This is a genomic window from Pseudomonas sp. HS-18, assembly GCF_020401845.1.
GTDB lineage: Bacteria > Pseudomonadota > Gammaproteobacteria > Pseudomonadales > Pseudomonadaceae > Pseudomonas > Pseudomonas nitroreducens.
In genome coordinates, this window is the sequence record NZ_CP084413.1 from 6,060,175 (window position 1) to 6,078,567 (window position 18,393).

Below are 18,393 nucleotides of genomic sequence, written 5' to 3' on the forward strand. Positions count from 1 at the left end.
TTCAATGCTCCTGTTTGACGTCGGCGAAGCGGCCATTGGCGGCGGCCAGGCGCTCGATCAGCGCGGCCGGCTGCCAGTGCGCGCCGTGCTCGCCAGCCAGGTCGCGCAGGCGCGCCAGCACGCTCTGCAGGCCCTGGGCATCGGCCCAGGCCATTGGGCCGGACTTGTCCTTGGGGAAGCCATAACCATTGAGGTAAACGGTGTCGATGTCGGCGCTGGTGGAGGCGATGCCTTCGTCGAGGATCTTCGCGCCTTCGTTGACCAGGGCCAGCAGGCAGCGCTCGAGGATTTCCTCGGCACCGATATCGCGGCGGGCGTAGCCCAGGCGCTCGGATTCGCGCACCACCAGGGCGTCGACTTCCGGGTCATGCTCGGCCTGGCGGCTGCCCGGCTCGTAGTGATAGAAGCCGTTGCCGCTCTTCTGGCCGAAACGGCCCATCTCGCACAGGCGGTTATCCACCTGCACGGTCGGCGCGTCCTGGCCCTTGCCGGCCAACTCGCGGGCGCGCCATTCGAGGTCGATACCGACCACGTCGAACATGCGGAACGGCCCCATGGCGAAACCGAAGCTTTGGATCGCCGCGTCCACCTGGTGCGGCAGCGAGCCTTCGAGGATCAACCGGCGCGACTCCTGGACGTACTTCTCCAGCATGCGGTTGCCGATGAAGCCGTGGCAGTTGCCGGCCACCACGCTGACCTTGCCCATGCGCTCGCCCAGTTCCAGCGCGGCTTCGAGCACGGCGGGCGCGGTCTTCGCACCGCGCACGATCTCCAGCAGCTTCATGATGTGCGCCGGGCTGAAGAAGTGCAGGCCGAGCACCTGGGACGGCCGCGAGGTCACGGCGGCGATGGCGTCGACGTCCAGGTAGGACGTGTTGGATGCCAGGATCGCCGAGGGTTTCAGCGCCGCGTCCAGCTCGCGGAAGATCGACTGCTTGAGCTCCAGGTTCTCGTATACCGCCTCGATCACCAGGTCCACTTCGCGGATCGCCGCGTAGTTCGCCACCTGGGAGATACGCGCGCGGCGGCGCGCCGCCTCGGCCTCGTCGATGCGGCCCTGGCGGACGTTGTGGGCGTAGGTGTCGGCCACGGCGCCGAGGGCCTGGGTCAGCATCTGCGGGTTGTTGTCCAGCCACAGGACCTGCACGCCGGCGTTCGCCAGGCACATGGCAATGCCCCGGCCCATGGTGCCGGCGCCAATGACGGCGGCGCTGGCGATGCGGATGTTCTGGCTCATGTTGATCCTCTTGTCAGCCTGAAACGCTCGTTTGAAGACCACTCACCTTAGGGAAGGCGGTACTATTTTTGAAATTTTGAGTTGTGATAAGTGGCATTCAGCCGATGAATATGAATACGTTCGACCTCAACCTGCTGCGGGTGCTGGACGCGCTGCTGCGCGAGCGCAACGTCTCGCGCGCGGCGGAGCGCCTGTCGCTGAGCCAGCCGGCGGTGAGCAACGCGCTGAACCGCCTGCGCGAGCTGCTCGATGATCCGCTGCTGGTGCGTGTCGGCCGGGCGATGCAGCCGACGCCCCGGGCGCTGGAGCTGGAAGCGCCGATCCGCGATGCGCTGCAGCGCATCGGCCAGAGCCTGGCCGGCGGCGACAGCTTCGACCCAGCGCGCAGCCGCCAGCGCTTCACCCTGGCACTGACCGACTATGTGGAAGCATTGTGCATGCCACACCTGCTCGAAAGTCTGGGCAGTACGGCGCCGGGCATGGGCCTGGCCATCCAGCACCTGACACCAACGCTACCGGCCGAGGCGCTGGACAAGGGCAATCTCGATCTCGTGCTGGGCCGCTTCGAAGACTTGCCAGCGCGCTTCCAGCGCCGCCCTTGGGTGAGCGAGACGCTGCGCCTGCTAGCCAGGCGCGGGCATTCGCAGGTGGATGGAGGGATCGATCTGGAGACGTTTCTCCAGCAAAGGCACCTGTGGGTTTCCGGCGGGCAGACCAAGGGCATGGTCGACCAGTGGCTGGCCAGCCAGGGACTCAAGCGGGAAATCGCCTACACCACGCCCAACTACCTGCAGGCGGCGCATCTGGTGGCAACCACGGATTTGCTGACGGTGCTGCCGACGCGGCTGGCGGCCTACTTCGCCGAGTTGCTGCCGTTGCAGGTGCTGGAGCTGCCGTTCGATGTGGGGCAGTTCCACCTGGAGCTGGTGTACCTCGCCCAGCGCGAGCGGGATGCGGCGTTGCAGTGGTTGGTCGAGCGGATCATCGAGGCGGCGCCGGATTGAGGGCGGGGCACGCAAATGTGAACCTTGCGCTCGAGGGCTACCCTCACCCCCGCCCTCTCCCAGAGGGAGAGGGAGCTGTCCGCACCGGCTGATGGCACGGTTACAGCCGGCACGCTCCAGTCCCCTCTCCCTCTGGGAGAGGGTTAGGGTGAGGGAAGACACAGGCTCGGAGGCGGGCGGTGTGCAGAAGAAAGCAGAAACGCGCCCGGAGGCGCGTTTCGTGGGGATCAGAAGCGATCGCGAACGATCGTCTCTTCCAGCGGCAGGCGACCAATGCGCGGCTTGGCTTCAACCGCCTGCTTGCCCACGGCGATCATCAGGCCGATGGCATGGTTGGCCGGCAGGTTGATCAGCTTGCCCACGGCGTCGAAATCGAAACCGACCATCGGCACGCTGTCCAGGCCACGACCACGGGCGGCGAGCATCAGGGTCTGGGCCACCAGGCCGCTGCTGCGCATGGCTTCGTCGCGCTGGGTCTGCGGTTTGCCTCTGTAGTAGCCGTCGATGGCGCCGACCATGTAGTTCTTCACTTCAACCGGGGCGCCGTCCCACACGCGTTCGGCATTCTTCTCCCAGCTGTCGACCTGCGCGCAGACGATCACCAGCATCGAAGCGTCGGTCATCTGCACCTGGTCCCAGCCGGCTTCGCGGATCTGCGCACGCAGCTGCGGGTCGCTGACTTCCACCAGGCGCACGTGCTGCAGGTTGAACGAGGTGGGCGCGAGCAGCGCCTGTTGCAGCAGGTCGTCCTTCTCCTCGCGGCTCATCACGTAGGAAGTGTCGAAACCACGGATGGAGCGGCGGCTGCGGATGGCGTCTTCGATCAGCATGGAAAATCCTCTGGCTGGCATGGGCGGGAATGGCGCGCATGGTAAGCCCAGAGGCAGCTCCGTGGCAGAGCGGCATATCGATAATGTCTATCCGCTGCCTCGATAGAACGAAGCCCGCCAGGACCGGCGGGCTCCGAATGCCCATCAGCTCTCCAGCGCTTCCACCGGCGCGGCCGTGGCCTGGCGCTGCTTGGGCGAGGTGAAGCTCAGGTAGCCATCCTCGACCTTGCCGAAGCGCAGCAGGGCCAGGTCCAGCGCGTAGTTCTGGTAGAGCTTCCACGGCGTGCGGTCGCCCTGCTTGGGCATGCGGTCGGCAGCGCGCTGGATATAGCCGGAGTTGAGGTTGAGGAAGGGCTCTTCCTTCACCGATCCATCGGTCTGACGCGGCGTGCACTGGCGCATGCCGATAGCATCGAGGTGGTTGATCAGGCGGCAGAAGTACTCGCTGGACAGGTCCGCCTTGAGCGTCCAGCTGGCGTTGGTGTAGCCGACGATGGCCGCCAGGTTGGGCAGATCGCGCAGCATGATACCCCGATAGCCCATGCTCTGGGTGACGTCGAACGGCTTGCCGTCGATGGCCAGTTCCGCGCCGCCGAACATCACCAGGTCGAGCCCGGTGGCGGTGACGATCACGTCCGCTTCGAGCAGTTGCCCGGACTTGAGCAGGATGCCTTTCTCGGTGAAGCGCTCGATGTGCTCGGTCACCACCGAGGCTCGCCCCTGGCGCAGTGCCTTGAACAGGTCGCCGTCCGGCACGCAGCACACGCGCTCGTCCCACGGCTTGTAGCGCGGGCTGAAGTGACGCATGTCGAAATCCTTGCCCAGCTGCAGGTTGGCCAGCTTGAGCATCAGCTTGCGCACCGCGCCGGGGAACGCCTTGGAAGCCATGAAGAAGATCATCTGCATGGTCACGTTGCGCGCCCGCGCCTGGCGGTACACCCACTTCTCCGGCAGGAAGTTGCGCAGGAAGTTGGAGATCGGGTCCTTCGCCGGCAGGGTGATCACGTAGGACGGCGAGCGCTGCAGCATGGTGACATGGGCGGCCTTGTCGGTCAGCGAGGGGATCAGCGTGACGGCGGTGGCGCCGCTGCCGATCACCACGATGCGCTTGCCGCTGTAGTCGAAATTCTCCGGCCACAGCTGCGGGTGGATGACCTGCCCGCCAAAGCTTTCGCGGCCCGGGAAGTCCGGGGTGTAGCCGGCGTCGTAGCGGTAGTAGCCGGTGCACATGAAGAGGAATTGCGCACTCATGCGCACGGGCTCCTCTTCATCGCCGCGCTGCACGCTGAGGTTCCAGCGTGCGGTGTTGCTGTCCCAGTCGGCCTTGAGCACGCGGTGGCGGTAGCGCACCTTGTCCTCGACGCGGTACTCGCGGGCGGTTTCGCGGATGTAGTTGAGGATCGACGGGCCGTCGGCGATGGCCTTGGGATCGGTCCAGGGCTTGAAGTTGTAGCCCAGGGTGTACATGTCCGAGTCGGAGCGGATGCCAGGGTAGCGGAACAGGTCCCAGGTGCCGCCCATGGCCTCGCGGCCTTCGAGGATGGCGTAGGACTTGCCGGGGCATTGCTTCTGCAGGTGACAGGCGGCGCCGATGCCGGACAGGCCGGCGCCGATGATCAGTACATCCAGGTGCTCGACGGACATGCTTGGGGCTCCTCGGCCGTTGGGCAGGCAGTGCCTGGTGAGTCTAGGAGGAATTTCCTCCCCTCACCCTACAAGCAGCCCGGGCGGCATCACGCCGACCTTTAGTCGTGCGTGGCACCGCCGAATTCAGCCGTTCAGAGCTGCGCCTGTACCCAGTCGCGCACCTGGGCGTAGGGGTAGTCTTCCAGCGTGGCGTAGCCCGGCAATCCACGCGCGCGCATGCGGGTGAAGGCCGGCACGCTGATGCCACAGAGGAAGCGCGTGATGCAGTCGGCGCTGGGCGCGGTGCCTCGGGCACTGCGGTACTTCTCCAGGAAGGCGTCGCATCGGTTGTGCAGCGACTGGCCATCCAGAGCCGGCAGTGCAGGCGGTTCCGGCAGGCGGGCGACATGGCCGGCGCATACCGAACAGTGACCACACTGGCGCGGCGCCTGCTGGTCGCCGAAGTACCGGGCGAGGCGCCAGCTCAGGCATTCGGAGCTGCCCAGCAGATCGAGCATGGCGCCGATGCGGGCGATCTCGCTTTCCTCGTGGCGCTTGAAGTAGCCGTGCAGCTCCTCGCTCAACTGATCCACAGCGAAGGAGGCGTCGCGCACCGAGTAGACCTCCGTCATCTGCTTGCTCTCCAGCTCCACCCAGCCGCGCTCCTGGAAGTAATCCAGCGCCTTCACCACCCGTGAGCGCTCGGCGCCATGGCGGCTGTAGAGTGTGTCGAAGTCCAGGGTCGCCCAGGTTCGCGCGCGGGCCGAAGTGGTGAGGATGGCTTCGACGAACTGCCGCCGCTCGCCCTCAAAGTGGCTCAGCAGCGCGGAGGAATCGATCAGCAGCTTGTAGCGATATTCGGCGAAATAGGCGAAGCGTGGCGCGATGATGCCGCGTAGCTCCAGCTGCACCAGCAGCGTCTTGAGTGGCAGCTGGCGGATGTTCGACTGGTCCGACAACGGCACCAGCATGGTCTCCCACTGGCCATTCGGCGCCTGGCGGATGTCCTCCATTACGCTGCGGATGCCTTCACGCTCGGGTGTGTCGCCGTAGACGAAGTTCTCCAGCACGTTGAGGCTGTCGCGGTTGGCCAGCACCAGGCATTCCGAGCGCTGGCCGTCGCGCCCGGCGCGGCCGATTTCCTGGCTGTAGTTCTCCAGCGACTTGGGCAGGTCGTAGTGCACTACCTGGCGGATGTCGCTCTTGTCGATGCCCATGCCGAAGGCGATGGTGGCGACGATGCAGTTCAGCCGGCCCTCCATGAAGCGGCGCTGGATACTCTCGCGCTCCGGGTGTTCCATCCCGGCGTGGTAGGCACAGGCGGGAATACCGCGCTCGGCCAGATGCGCGGCGATCTCCTCGGCGGTCTTCTGCTGGGTGACGTAGACGATGGCCGGCCTGCCCGGACGCTCGCGCAGCCACTCCACCAGCCGGGCACGGCGAGCGGCGCTGGAGATCGGCTCTACCTGCAGGTCGAGGTTGGCTCGGTAGAAACCGGTGGTGACCACGTCGCTCTCGGCGATGGCGAACTTGCTGCGCATGTCGGCGATCACCGCGGGCGTCGCCGTGGCGGTGAGCAGCAGCACCTGGGGAATGCGGAACTGCTTCTGATAGTCCGGCAACTTCAGGTAGTCGGGGCGGAAGTTGTGGCCCCACTCCGAGATGCAGTGCGCCTCGTCCACCACCAACAGGGAAATCGGCACCTCGCTGATGAAGTGGCGGAAGCGCTCGTTCTTCAGGCGTTCGACCGAAATCATCAGCACCTTCAGCTCGCCGCTACGCGCGCGGGCCATGGTCTGCGCGGTCTGCTCGCGGCTCTGCGCCGAATCGATGCTCGCGGCGGCGATGCCGTGGCGGGCGAGGAAGGCGAGCTGGTCCTGCATCAACGCCAGCAGCGGCGAGACCACCAGCGTCAGGTGCGGCAGCAGTAGCGCAGGCAACTGGTAGCACAACGACTTGCCCGAGCCGGTAGGAAAGATCGCGGCAGCCGAGCGCCCGGCCAGCACTGCGCTGACCGCCGCCTCCTGGCCGGGGCGGAACTGGCGGAAACCGAAGACGCGTTCGAGGGTGTCGTGCATGTGGATAACTCCCTTGCCTGTCATGGACGATGCCTTGAGCCTAAGGATGTCTGTTGTAGGAGCGAGCTTGCTCGCGAACAGCCAAACGCCGGTTGCCGAGGCCGAATCCATTCCTCATGGATAACGGCATTGCCCCACACCCTTGTTGGGCACAGGCTCGCTCGTACGCGGAGCACCAGGAGCATGACCGATCCCAGGCACCAATGAAAAAGCCGCCCGAAGGCGGCTCTTTCCAGAACAGGCTCGCTTACAGCTGCGGGCCGGCGTTCTTGATGGCGTCGCTCACGTCGAACTTCTTGAAGTTCTCGATGAACTTGCTGGCCAGGCCCTTGGCAGCTTCGTCGTAGGCAGCCTTGTCTTCCCAGGTGTTGCGCGGGTTGAGCAGGTTGGTCTCGACGCCCGGAACGACCTTCGGTACGTCCAGGTTGATGATGTCCAGGTGCTCGGTCTCGGCGCCGACCAGAGCGCCGCTCTGGATGGCGGCGATCACGCCACGGGTGGTCGGGATGTTGAAGCGCTTGCCGACGCCGTAGCCACCGCCGGTCCAGCCGGTGTTGACCAGGTAGACCTTGGAACCGAAGGCCTGGATGCGCTTGATCAGCAGCTCGGCGTAAACGCCAGCCGGACGCGGGAAGAACGGTGCGCCGAAGCAGGTGGAGAAGGTCGACTTGATGCCGCCGCCCGAACCCATTTCGGTGGAACCCACCAGCGCGGTGTAGCCGGACAGGAAGTGGTAGGCCGCCTGCTCGTTGTTCAGGATCGACACCGGCGGCAGAACGCCGGTCAGGTCGCAGGTCAGGAAGATCACGGCATTCGGCTCGCCGCCGAGGTTCTTCTCGGAACGCTTCTCGACGTTTTCCAGCGGGTAGGCCGCGCGGGAGTTCTGGGTCAGGCTGTCATCGGCGTAGTTCGGGGTGCGGTTTTCGTCGAGGACGACGTTTTCCAGCACGGCGCCGAACTTGATGGCTTTCCAGATGACCGGCTCGTTCTTCTCGGACAGGTCGATGCACTTGGCGTAGCAGCCGCCTTCGATGTTGAAGACAACGCCTTCGCCCCAGCCGTGCTCGTCGTCGCCGATCAGGTAGCGGCTTTCGTCGGCGGACAGGGTGGTCTTGCCGGTGCCGGACAGGCCGAAGAACAGGGTCACGTCGCCGGCTTCACCGATGTTGGCGGCGCAGTGCATCGGCAGCACGTCTTTTTCCGGCAGCAGGTAGTTCTGCACGCCGAACATGGCCTTCTTCATTTCACCGGCGTAGCGCATGCCGGCGATCAGCACTTTCTTCTGGGCGAAGTTGAGGATCACGCAGCCATCGGAGTTGGTGCCGTCACGCTCGGGCACGCACTCGAAGTTGGCGACGTTGAGCACCTGCCACTCTTCGCGGCCGGCCGGGTTGTACTGCTCGGGCTCGATGAACAGTGCGCGGCCGAACAGGTTCTGCCAGGCAGTGGCGGTGGTCATCTTGACGGCCAAGTAGTGATCCGCGGCGGAACCTACATGAACGTGGGAGACGAAGTGTTCCTGGGCGTTATTGAACGCCTGGACACGGTCCCACAGGGCATCGAACTTGTCGGCCGGGAACGGACGGTTGATGGCGCCCCATGCGATGGAATCCTTGCTGCCCGGCTCTTCGACGATGAAACGGTCGGCAGGCGAGCGGCCGGTGCGGTGGCCGGTTTTCACGACCAGCGAGCCGTTGTCGGCGAGTTCGCCTTCGCCGCGGCGAATGGCTTCTTCAACCAGTTGGGCAACGCTGATATCGGTGTAAACGGCTTTGTTGGCTTGCGTCATGTGGGTCCCCGTCGGCCGAAGCCGAGTCCTCCAAACATTGCGTAGTGACTTCTGATTCCCACTACCGCGGAAAAAAGTCGCGGGATTATGCCAGAAAAGAACTGTTCTCGTGCAGCCTCTGATCTGGCGAGAGCGCCATTGGTTCGGCTATCGGACAAATCGAAGCGGTCAATGGCGGGTTTCTGACGGCGTCTGGCTTCCGCCACCCGAGAACAGCTGGGCAACGTCGGAGCCGTCGAAACGGTAGCGCTGGTTGCAGAACTGGCAGTCGATGACGATTTCGCCGTCCTCTTCGGCCAGCAGACGCTCGGCGTCGTCCTGCCCAAGACTGACCAGCGCATTGGCCGAGCGTTCCCGGGAACAGCTGCAACGGAATACCAGCGGCTGCGGCTCGAACAGGCGCACATCGTCTTCGTGGTACAGGCGATGCAGCACGGTGGGATTGTCCAGGCCCAGCAGTTCCTCGGCGGTGAGGGTATCGGCCAGGGTGGTGACGTGCTGCCAGCTGGCTTCCCGCGACTCGATGTCGCGCTGGCGGTCCGCTGGCAATTGCTGCAACAGCAGGCCGCGGGCGCGGCGGCTGTCGGCGTTGAGCCAGAAGCGGGTCGGCAACTGCTCGGAGGTGGCGAAGTAGGTCGACAGGCACTCGGCCAGGGTCGCGCCCTCCAGCGGCACGATGCCCTGGTAGCGTTTGCCGTTCTTCGGATCGACGGTGAGCGTCAGCACGCCATGGGGCATCAGCTCGGCAAGGCCGGCGGCGTCACCGATGGCCTCGGCGTCATAGCGGGCCAGGCCACGCACTTCACGAGCACTGGAACACTCCACCATCAGCAGCGGAACGGCGCCGGCGGAGCGCGCCTGCAGCACCAGCAGACCGTCGAATTTGAGAGTGCCGCAAAGTAGCGCGGCCGCGGCTAGCATTTCTCCCAGCAGTTGGGCGACCGGCTGCGGATAGGGGTGCTTGGCCAACACTTCGGCATAACTGCGGTCGAGCTCCACCAGCTCACCGCGAACATCGGTGTTGTCGAACAGGAAACGCTGACTTTGATCGATCTGAGACATGCTGGGCACAACGCTGCGATAGGCACAAATAAATGACAAGTTGATGGCAAAGGCCTATAAAGCGCGCTTTGTCGTATCCGGCAACCCGGAACCGTTGTCAGAAGGGGGAATCGATTTTATGGACAAAACCACGCCGTTCCAAGCCACCTGGTCCTGGAAGCCCTTCATCGCCTGTCACCTGATGGCCCTCGCCCTGCTTCTGCTGTGGCTCTGGGAGCCTACTCGCAGTGCGATGGACCTGTTCGATTTCAGCCTGTTCAGCCTGCTCAACCAACCGCTGGCGACCAACGAAGCCTGGCGCCTGACCTGGGCCGTGGCCAGCACCCGGCCGTTCGACCTGCTGGTCGGGGTGATCCTGCTGCTTCTGCTGATCCGTGGTGACTGGATCTTCAAGGCCAGCCAGGCCCGCGCCGCGACTTTCGGCTTTTTATGCGCAGCCGTGGTTCTGGTGGTGGTACGCATCCTTTACGCGAAGATCGCCCACAAGCTGGGCTGGCAGCATGCAAGCATTTCCAGCATTGCGCCGGATGCCGTGCGCCTGGAGCACTTCTTCCCGCAGTGGGAGGACACGCCCTTCGAGGTGAAGGACGAGTCGGCCCGCAGTTTCCCTGGCGACCACGCCTCGGTGTTGCTGATCTGGGCGCTGTTCCTCACCCTGTTCGCCCGCACCGCCCTGCAATGGGTGGTGATCTGGGGCCTCGCGCTGCTGTTCATGCTGCCGCGCCTGGTAGCCGGCGCCCACTGGGGCCAGGATGACTACATCGGCGGCGTGCAGATGGCGCTGGTGGCCCTGGCCTGGAGCTGCTTCACGCCCTTCGCCGCCGTGGCCAGCGCCGCGCTGGTTCGCTGGACCGATCCGCTGTTCCGCCTGGCGGCGAAAATACCGCTGCTCAAGCGCCTGAGCGTCGTCGCGGCCTGACGGCCGTTCGCCCCCGGCGAGGCGCCTGCGGCCCTCGCCGGCTGCTCACTCCTGATCGCGGAAGCTGAACAGCTGGCGACGCTGCTTCTTGGTCGGCCGCCCGTCGGTCTGCACGCCCAGCGCGCCGGCCTTGCGCATGGCAGAAGCATCCTCGCGGCGCTTCACGCTGTCGGCGGTCTCTTCGTAGAGCAACTGCGCCTCAGGTGCGCCACGACGCACCATCGACAGCGCCTTCACCACGACCGTGCGCTCGTCGAAGCCGGTGCGGATCACGTATTCGTCGCCAACCTTGGGTTCCTTACCCGGCTTGCAGCGCTCGCCCCGGCAATGCACCTTGCCACCGTCGATGGCCTCCTTGGCCAGGGAGCGGGTCTTGTAGAAGCGCGCCGCCCACAGCCACTTGTCCAGGCGGACCTTGTCGTCGTCTTTCTCGCTCACGTCACAACCTCGTCATGCGGGCCTGCGAGTGTACCGTGCACCCCGCTGGCGGGGCACAACCGGCCTGACTAGAATGCCGGCAAACGCCGGGGACGCCTGCCTTGAAGACTTTCGACCAGCTGTCGGTAATTGGTCTGCGCGAATGGATCGCCCTGCCCGAACTGGGCATGGTGGGCCTGCGCGCGAAGATCGATACCGGCGCCAGCACCTCCACCCTGCATGCCAGTGACATCGTGCCGTTCCAGCGTGGCGGCCAGGACTGGGTACGCTTCATCGCCCACCTGGGTACCCAGGTGCAGCGCCGCCACCGCTGCGAAGCGCCGGTGGTGACGATGAAGACCATCAAGAGCTCCAACGGCCAGGCCCAGACCCGCTACGTGATCCGCACGTTGCTGGCCCTCGGCGATCGCGCCTGGTCAGTGGAATTCACCCTGGCGTGCCGCAAGACCATGCGCTACCGCGTGCTGCTAGGCTCCAAGGCGCTGGTTCAGGGCCAGCTCGTGGTCAACCCCGGCCTCACCTACGTACAAGACAAACCCCTCATCATGGTTCCCGCCACCCTTCCAGGTGATCAATGAAAATTGCTGTGCTGTCGCGCAATCCGCGTCTGTATTCCACCCGTCGGCTGGTGGAGGCCGGGCAGCAACGCGGCCACGAGATGGTGGTGATCGACACCCTCCGCGCCTACATGAACATCGCCAGCCACAAGCCGCAGATCCACTACCGCGGCAAGCCGCTGGAAGGTTTCGACGCGGTGATCCCGCGCATCGGCGCCTCGGTGACCTTCTATGGCTGCGCCGTGCTGCGCCAATTCGAGATGATGGGGGTATTCCCGCTCAACGAATCGGTGGCCATCGCCCGCTCCCGCGACAAGCTGCGCTCGCTGCAACTGCTGTCGCGCAAGGGCATCGGCCTGCCGGTGACGGGCTTCGCCCATTCCCCCGATGACGTACCGGACCTGATCGAGATGGTCGGCGGCGCGCCGCTGGTGATCAAGCTGCTGGAAGGCACCCAGGGCATCGGCGTGGTGCTCTGCGAGACGGAGAAGGCCGCCGAATCCGTGCTTGAGGCGTTCATGGGGCTCAAGCACAACATCATGGTGCAGGAGTACATCAAGGAAGCCGGTGGCGCCGATATCCGCTGCTTCGTGGTCGGCGACAAGGTGATCGCATCGATGAAGCGCCAGGCCGCAGCCGGCGAGTTCCGCTCCAACCTGCACCGCGGCGGCAGCGCCAGCCTGATCAAGATCACCCCCGAGGAGCGCATGACCGCCATCCGCGCCGCCAAGGTGATGGGCCTGCACGTCGCCGGCGTCGACATCCTGCGCTCCAACCATGGGCCGTTGGTGATGGAAGTGAACTCCTCGCCGGGCCTGGAGGGCATCGAGACCACCACCGGCAAGGACATCGCCGGGGTGATCATCGAGTACCTGGAGAAGAACGGCGGGCCGCACCTGGCGCGGACCAAGGGCAAGGGGTGAGCCGGGGCGCATGCGTCATCCCGGCGAACGACTGGCCAGGGATGGCCAGGCCGGGGATTCCGACGGGCACAATGTCTCGGCAGGGATATCCACTCAGACGCCTCATAAAGCACTCCCACCCTCAAACTGAACCACTGCACGCCTTTGAATGCCCCTATGCCCAAATCACCGCGCTTCTCCGAACTCCAATGGTCGCCCATCGAACGCCGTGTCGCCCTGGTGGCGCCTGCCTCGGCCATCGCAGAAGAGGTGCTGGAAGCCACGCTGCGCCAACTTGAAGTGCTGGGCGTGGACTACCACCTGGGCACCCACGCCGACGCGCGCTATCGCTACCTGGCCGGCACGCCTGAGCAACGCCTGGAAGACTTCCACACCGCCTTCGAGCTGGACGGCGTCAGCGCCGTCTGGTGCCTGCGTGGCGGCTACGGCTGCGGACAACTCATCCCGCAACTGGACTGGCAACGCCTCAAGGCAGCCTCACCGCGCCCGCTGATCGGCTTCTCGGACATCTCCATTTTGCTCAGCGCTTTCCACCGCCAGAGCCTGCCAGCGATCCACGGCATGGTCGCCACCGGGCTGGGCCTGCAACCGCTGAGCGCGCCCAGCGAGCAGCGTGAGCGCCTGGCTTCCCTGGCCTCGATCAGCCACGTACTGGCCGGCGGCCCCGGCAAGCTGGCGACACAGCATCTGGCGGGGCCGAAGACAGCGGTGGAAGGCGAATTGATCGGCGGCAACCTCACCGCACTGGCCTGCATGGCCGGCACCGCCGGTGCGCTGTATGTGCCTGATGGCGCGATCCTGATCCTCGAGGACGTCGGCGAGCCCTACTACCGAATCGAACGCAGCCTCTGGCAGCTACTCAACAGCCTGAACGGCGCGCGCCTGGGCGCGATCTGCCTCGGCACCTTCACCGATTGCCCGCGCAAGGGCGTGGCCCACAGCCTGGAAGAAATCTTCGCCGAGTACGCTGCGCGGTTGGGCGCCCCGCTCTACCACGGCCTGCCCAGCGGCCACGGTGCGCACAACCGCGCCTGGCCCTACGGGCGCAGGGCGGTGCTGGAAGGAAAATCCCTGCGCTGGGATTAGAGTCTGTTTACGATCTCGCGAGCTAGAGCAGAACAAGGCGAGGACAGCTGAGAAAGCGGAGTTGACTGCAGTCAATGAGCACTTCTCGGATGGCCTCAACACAGTTATGCCGACGCGCAGCAGATCGCAAGCAGGCTCTCAATGCGCGTCGCGCGGCAGCAGCAGGCCCAGCGGCAGGCAGACGCGCGCTTCCACGCCACCACCCTCGCGGTTGCGCAGCTCGATGCTACCGCCGTGCTGTTCGGCGATACGCTTGACGATCGCCAGCCCCAGGCCGGTGCCCTTGCCGCCGCGCGCTTTGTCGCCACGGAAGAAGGGGTTGAAGATGTTGTCCAACTCCTGCGGATCGACGCCCGCGCCACGGTCCAGCACGCTGAGCACCACGTAGGGCGCACCGCCGCCACCGGCGACGTGGGCCGCCACTTCGACCTTGCCACCGCCGTGGTTGAGGCCGTTCTCGATCAGGTTGCCGAGTAGACGCTTGATCGATACGCGACGGAAGCGGAACAGCGGCAGCGTCTCCAGGCACAGGCGCACACGGTTGCCGGTCTGGTTGAAGGCGTCGGCGACTTCACGGATCAGGTCGGCGAGGTCGCCCTCCTCCACCGGCTCGTCGCGGCCATCGCGGATGAAGGCGAGGAACTGGTCGAGGATGGCATCCATGTCCTCGATGTCACGCACCATGTCCTCGACCATCTCGCGGTCGCTTTCGGGCATCAGCTCCAGCGACAGGCGCAGACGCGTCAACGGCGTGCGCAAGTCGTGAGAGACGCCGGCCAGCATCAGCTCGCGTTCACGCCCGGCCTGCTCGACATCGTCGGCCATCTGGTTGAAGGCGCGGTACACCTCGGCCATCTCGCTGGGCGTTTCCTGCCCCAGCGGCAGGCGCACGCTGCGCCCCTTGCCGAACTCGCGGGAGGCGAAGACCAGGCGCTTGAGCGGCTGGCTGAGCTGCCGCACGAAGATCCATGCCGCCGCGGTGGACAACAGGCCGATGCCGAGGAACCAGCCCAGCACGCTCCAGATCTGCTGGCCGCGCAGTGGGTGCGGGTAGAGCGGTACGCCGATCCAGCCATCGCCCAGGGTCGGCGCGCGCACCCAGAGCATCGACGGATGATGGATGCGCAGGCGCGTCTCGGTGTCGATGCCCAGCTCCATGCGCATCTGCCGCTGGAAGATTTCCGTGTATGGCCAGTGCACTTCCTCCGGCTGCCCCTGCTCGTGGGGTGCCCACTTCAGCCCGGCAGACTGGGCGATCGCTTCGCGCGACTTCTCGTCGGCCGCCCAGTAGGCGCGCACGGTCAGCGCTGCGCCGTGGCTGTACTGGCGGTCGACCAGCATGTCTTCGTTCATCAGCAGGTAGACCAGGGTCAGTGCCTTGGAGAACAGCACGACAATGAGCACCAGCCAGAGGGTGCGGGCGAAGAAGCTTTGCGGGAACCAGAGGGGTGTCTTCAAGAAGGCGTTACCAGGGAAACACAAACGGCCGGGGCGAAGGGCTTCGCCCCGGCGAGGTCGATCACTTGCGAGCGGCGCCGTCCGGTACGAATACGTAGCCCACGCCCCAGACAGTCTGGATGTAGCGCGGCTTCGACGGATCGGGCTCGATCAGCCGACGCAGGCGGGAAATCTGCACGTCGATGGAGCGTTCCAGGGCATCCCACTCGCGGCCGCGGGCCAGGTTCATCAGCTTGTCGCGGGTCAGTGGCTCGCGGGCGTGCTGTACCAGGGCCTTGAGCACGGCGAACTCACCGGTGGTGAGCATGTGCACTTCCTCGCCCTTCTTCAGTTCGCGGGTCGCCAGGTGCAGTTCATAGTCGCCGAAGGTGACGATCTCGTCTTCGCCCGCCGGCGCGCCCGGTACCAGCGGCGCCTGGCGGCGCAGCACGGCCTTGATCCGTGCCAGCAATTCGCGCGGATTGAAGGGTTTGGCCAGGTAGTCGTCAGCGCCCTGTTCCAGGCCGGAGATGCGGCTGGATTCGTCGCCCTTGGCGGTGAGCATGATGATCGGGATCTGGTTGTTCGACTCGCGCAGGCGCTTGCACGCCGAGAGACCATCCTCGCCGGGCATCATCAGGTCGAGCACCACCAGCTGGAACAGTTCGCGGGCCAGCAGGCGGTCCATCTGCTCGGTGTTTTCGACGGCGCGGACGCGATAACCCTGCTCGTCGAGGAAGCGTTCGAGCAGACGGCGCAGGCGCGCGTCGTCATCGACCACGAGGATCTTTTCGCCTTCGGGCAGGGTGGCAGCGTTGCTCATGGAAACTCCCAGAATCTGATTCGGCGGGCATTATCGCCCAGCAGCCGCGCATCACGGCTTGTCCATTGTTAGCAGATTTTTCCCCGACCAGCCGCCCACCCGGTGAAATTGTCGTGGGTATAATGCGGCGCTTTTGCGGCGGGGCGTTGTCACAGAGCCTGTCGTGAGGCCGGAACTCCGGTCCTGACGTCCCGTAATTCGATTGTTTTGTCAGGTGGATTCATGGACAGCATCAACACCCGTATCGCCGAAGAGCTTTCCGCACTGCCCTCCGGCCGCGTTCAACCGCAGCAAGTCGCCGCTGCCGTCGCCCTGCTCGACGAAGGCTCCACCGTCCCCTTCATCGCCCGCTACCGGAAAGAAGTCACCGGCAGCCTGGACGACACCCAGCTGCGCATGCTCGAAGAGCGCCTGCGCTACCTGCGCGAACTGGACGAGCGCCGCGGCGCGATTCTCGCCAGCATCGAGGAACAGGGCAAGCTGACCCCGGAACTGGCCCGTGAGATCAACCTGGCCGACACCAAGACCCGCCTCGAAGACCTCTACCTGCCCTATAAGCAGAAGCGCCGCACCAAGGGCCAGATCGCCCTGGAAGCCGGCCTGGGCGAACTGGCCGACGCGCTGTTCGCCGACCCGAGCCTGACCCCGGAAAGCGAAGCCGCGCGCTTCGTCGATGCCGAGAAGGGCTTCGCCGACACCAAGGCCGTGCTCGAAGGCGCCAAGTACATCCTCATGGAACGCTTCGCCGAGGACGCCACGCTGCTCGACCGCCTGCGCAGCTTCCTCAAGGACAACGCCACCCTCACCGCGCGCATGGTGCCGGGCAAGGAAACCGAAGGCGCCAAGTTCAGCGACTACTTCGAGCACGACGAACCGCTGAAGAACGCCCCATCGCACCGTGCACTGGCGATCTTCCGTGGGCGCAACGAGGGCATCCTCAGCGTCGCCCTGAAGGTCGGCGAAGAACTGCCGGGCACCTCGCACCCTTGCGAAATCATGATTGGCGAGCGCTTCGGCGTGAGTAACCAGGGCCGCGCCGCTGACAAGTGGCTCTCCGAAGTGGTGCGCTGGACCTGGAAGGTCAAGCTTTACACCCACCTGGAAACCGACCTGCTGGGCGAGCTGCGCGAAGGCGCCGACCTCGAGGCGATCAACGTATTCGCGCGCAACCTGCACGACCTGCTGCTGGCCGCTCCGGCCGGCCCGCGCGCCACCCTGGGCCTGGACCCAGGCCTGCGCACCGGCGTGAAGGTCGCCGTGGTCGATGCCACCGGCAAGCTGCTGGACACCGCCACCGTCTACCCGCACGCGCCGAAGAACCAGTGGGACCAGACCATCGCGGTGCTCGCCGCGCTGTGCGCCAAGCACCAGGTGGAGCTGATCGCCATCGGCAACGGCACCGCCAGCCGCGAGACCGACAAGCTGGCCGCCGAGCTGATCAAGAAATACCCGGCGCTCAAGTGCACCAAGATCATGGTCAGCGAGGCCGGCGCTTCGGTGTACTCGGCCTCCGAACTGGCCGCCAAGGAATTCCCGGAGCTGGACGTGTCGCTGCGCGGCGCCGTGTCCATCGCCCGTCGCCTGCAGGACCCGCTGGCCGAACTGGTGAAGATCGAGCCGAAATCCATCGGCGTCGGCCAGTACCAGCACGACGTGTCCCAGTTGCAGCTCGCCCGCAGCCTGGACGCGGTGGTGGAAGACTGCGTGAACGCCGTCGGCGTGGACGTCAACACCGCCTCCGCCGCCCTGCTGGCGCGCATCTCCGGCCTCAACAGCACCCTGGCGCAGAACATCGTCGCGCACCGCGACGTTAACGGCGCCTTCAAGACCCGCGACGAACTGAAGAAAGTCAGCCGCCTGGGCGAGAAGACCTTCGAACAGGCCGCCGGCTTCCTCCGCGTGATGAACGGCGACAACCCGCTGGACGCCTCCGCGGTGCACCCGGAAACCTACCCGCTGGTGCAGCGTATCGCCGCCGATACCGGCCGCGACGTGCGCTCGCTGATCGGCGATTCGGGCTTCCTCAAGCGCCTGGACCCGAAGAAGTTCACCGACGAGCAGTTCGGCCTGCCCACCGTCACCGACATCCTCAAGGAACTCGACAAACCCGGCCGCGACCCGCGCCCGGAGTTCAAGACTGCCGAGTTCCAGGAAGGCGTCGAGAGCCTGAAGGACTTGAAGCCCGGCATGGTGCTCGAGGGCGTGGTGACCAACGTCACCAACTTCGGCGCCTTCGTCGACATCGGCGTCCACCAGGACGGCCTGGTGCACATCTCCGCGCTGTCGGAGAAGTTCGTCAAGGACCCGTACGAAGTGGTCAAGGCCGGCGACATCGTCAAGGTCAAGGTCATGGAAGTGGACATCCCGCGCAACCGCGTCGGCCTGTCCATGCGCATGAGCGACACCCCCGGCGAGAAGGTCGACGGCCCGCGTGGCGGCGGCCGCCCCGGCAACGGCGCGCCGCGTGGCGAGCGCAGCGCTCCGCGCCAGCAGGAGAAGGCCCCGGCGAACAATGCCATGGCCTCGCTGTTCGCCAACGCCAAGCAACTGAAGAAGAAGTAAGGAAGGTCCATGAGCGAGATGC

General features: G+C 65.5%; 15 protein-coding genes. 6 read left to right on the forward strand and 9 right to left on the reverse strand.

Annotated features, from left to right (window positions below; genetic code table 11):
• Position 1: 1 nt before the first annotated feature.
• Positions 2–1,237, reverse strand: a complete 1,236-nt coding sequence (locus LDJ84_RS28155; RefSeq protein ID WP_065086533.1) for a 3-hydroxyacyl-CoA dehydrogenase — start codon at positions 1,235–1,237, stop codon at positions 2–4.
• Between the two features lie 104 nt (positions 1,238–1,341).
• Between LDJ84_RS28155 and LDJ84_RS28160 the strand changes: the two genes are divergently transcribed.
• Positions 1,342–2,241, forward strand: a complete 900-nt coding sequence (locus tag LDJ84_RS28160) for a LysR family transcriptional regulator (RefSeq protein ID WP_024762196.1) — start codon at positions 1,342–1,344, stop codon at positions 2,239–2,241.
• 227 nt (positions 2,242–2,468) lie between these two features.
• Here the strand turns inward: LDJ84_RS28160 and LDJ84_RS28165 are convergent, their stop codons facing one another.
• The 5 genes from LDJ84_RS28165 to hslO all read right to left on the reverse strand — a co-directional run bounded on the left by LDJ84_RS28165 (position 2,469) and on the right by hslO (position 9,626).
• Positions 2,469–3,071, reverse strand: coding sequence for a nitroreductase family protein (locus tag LDJ84_RS28165; RefSeq protein WP_024762195.1), 603 nt, complete (start codon positions 3,069–3,071; stop codon positions 2,469–2,471).
• 144 nt (positions 3,072–3,215) lie between these two features.
• On the reverse strand, positions 3,216–4,715 hold the full coding sequence (locus LDJ84_RS28170) for a flavin-containing monooxygenase (RefSeq protein WP_024762194.1): 1,500 nt from the start codon (positions 4,713–4,715) through the stop codon (positions 3,216–3,218).
• A gap of 134 nt (positions 4,716–4,849) precedes the next feature.
• A complete protein-coding gene (locus LDJ84_RS28175; RefSeq protein ID WP_226045628.1) occupies positions 4,850–6,775 on the reverse strand; it encodes an ATP-dependent DNA helicase RecQ in 1,926 nt (641 codons plus the stop codon).
• Positions 6,776–7,022: 247 nt separating this feature from the next.
• Entirely contained in the window at positions 7,023–8,564 is a 1,542-nt protein-coding gene (locus tag LDJ84_RS28180) for a phosphoenolpyruvate carboxykinase (RefSeq protein WP_024762192.1), read from the reverse strand.
• A 168-nt stretch (positions 8,565–8,732) separates the two neighbouring features.
• Positions 8,733–9,626, reverse strand: a complete 894-nt coding sequence (gene hslO / locus LDJ84_RS28185; protein WP_038803544.1) for an Hsp33 family molecular chaperone HslO — start codon at positions 9,624–9,626, stop codon at positions 8,733–8,735.
• Positions 9,627–9,744: 118 nt separating this feature from the next.
• On the opposite strand from hslO, the gene LDJ84_RS28190 reads away from it, so the two are divergent.
• A complete protein-coding gene (locus LDJ84_RS28190) occupies positions 9,745–10,545 on the forward strand; it encodes a phosphatase PAP2 family protein (protein ID WP_024762191.1) in 801 nt (266 codons plus the stop codon).
• Between the two features lie 45 nt (positions 10,546–10,590).
• Here LDJ84_RS28190 and LDJ84_RS28195 read toward each other — a convergent pair whose 3' ends face one another.
• Entirely contained in the window at positions 10,591–10,983 is a 393-nt protein-coding gene (locus LDJ84_RS28195) for an RNA-binding S4 domain-containing protein (protein WP_065086535.1), read from the reverse strand.
• Positions 10,984–11,150: 167 nt separating this feature from the next.
• Here LDJ84_RS28195 and LDJ84_RS28200 point away from each other — a divergent pair, with 167 nt between their 5' ends.
• From LDJ84_RS28200 to LDJ84_RS28210, 3 genes are all read left to right on the forward strand, one after another.
• Complete coding sequence (locus tag LDJ84_RS28200; RefSeq protein ID WP_231387771.1) at positions 11,151–11,561, forward strand: ATP-dependent zinc protease; 411 nt, start codon at positions 11,151–11,153, stop codon at positions 11,559–11,561.
• The gene (gene rimK, locus LDJ84_RS28205) at positions 11,558–12,463 is read left to right on the forward strand and encodes a 30S ribosomal protein S6--L-glutamate ligase (protein ID WP_038803545.1); all 906 of its coding nucleotides are present in this window, start codon (positions 11,558–11,560) and stop codon (positions 12,461–12,463) included. Before LDJ84_RS28200 ends, rimK begins: the two co-directional genes overlap by 4 nt.
• Positions 12,464–12,619: 156 nt before the next feature.
• Positions 12,620–13,549 (forward strand): S66 peptidase family protein, encoded by a 930-nt coding sequence (locus LDJ84_RS28210; protein ID WP_065086536.1) that lies wholly within the window; start codon positions 12,620–12,622, stop codon positions 13,547–13,549.
• A 138-nt stretch (positions 13,550–13,687) separates the two neighbouring features.
• Here LDJ84_RS28210 and LDJ84_RS28215 read toward each other — a convergent pair whose 3' ends face one another.
• Entirely contained in the window at positions 13,688–15,007 is a 1,320-nt protein-coding gene (locus LDJ84_RS28215; RefSeq protein WP_024762187.1) for an ATP-binding protein, read from the reverse strand.
• A 61-nt stretch (positions 15,008–15,068) separates the two neighbouring features.
• Positions 15,069–15,809 (reverse strand): two-component system response regulator OmpR, encoded by a 741-nt coding sequence (ompR, locus tag LDJ84_RS28220; RefSeq protein WP_024762186.1) that lies wholly within the window; start codon positions 15,807–15,809, stop codon positions 15,069–15,071.
• Between the two features lie 222 nt (positions 15,810–16,031).
• On the opposite strand from ompR, the gene LDJ84_RS28225 reads away from it, so the two are divergent.
• Positions 16,032–18,371 carry a Tex family protein gene (locus LDJ84_RS28225; RefSeq protein ID WP_169887089.1) on the forward strand — a complete coding sequence of 780 codons (2,340 nt, stop codon included), beginning with the start codon at positions 16,032–16,034 and terminating at the stop codon, positions 18,369–18,371.
• Positions 18,372–18,393 lie beyond the last annotated feature (22 nt).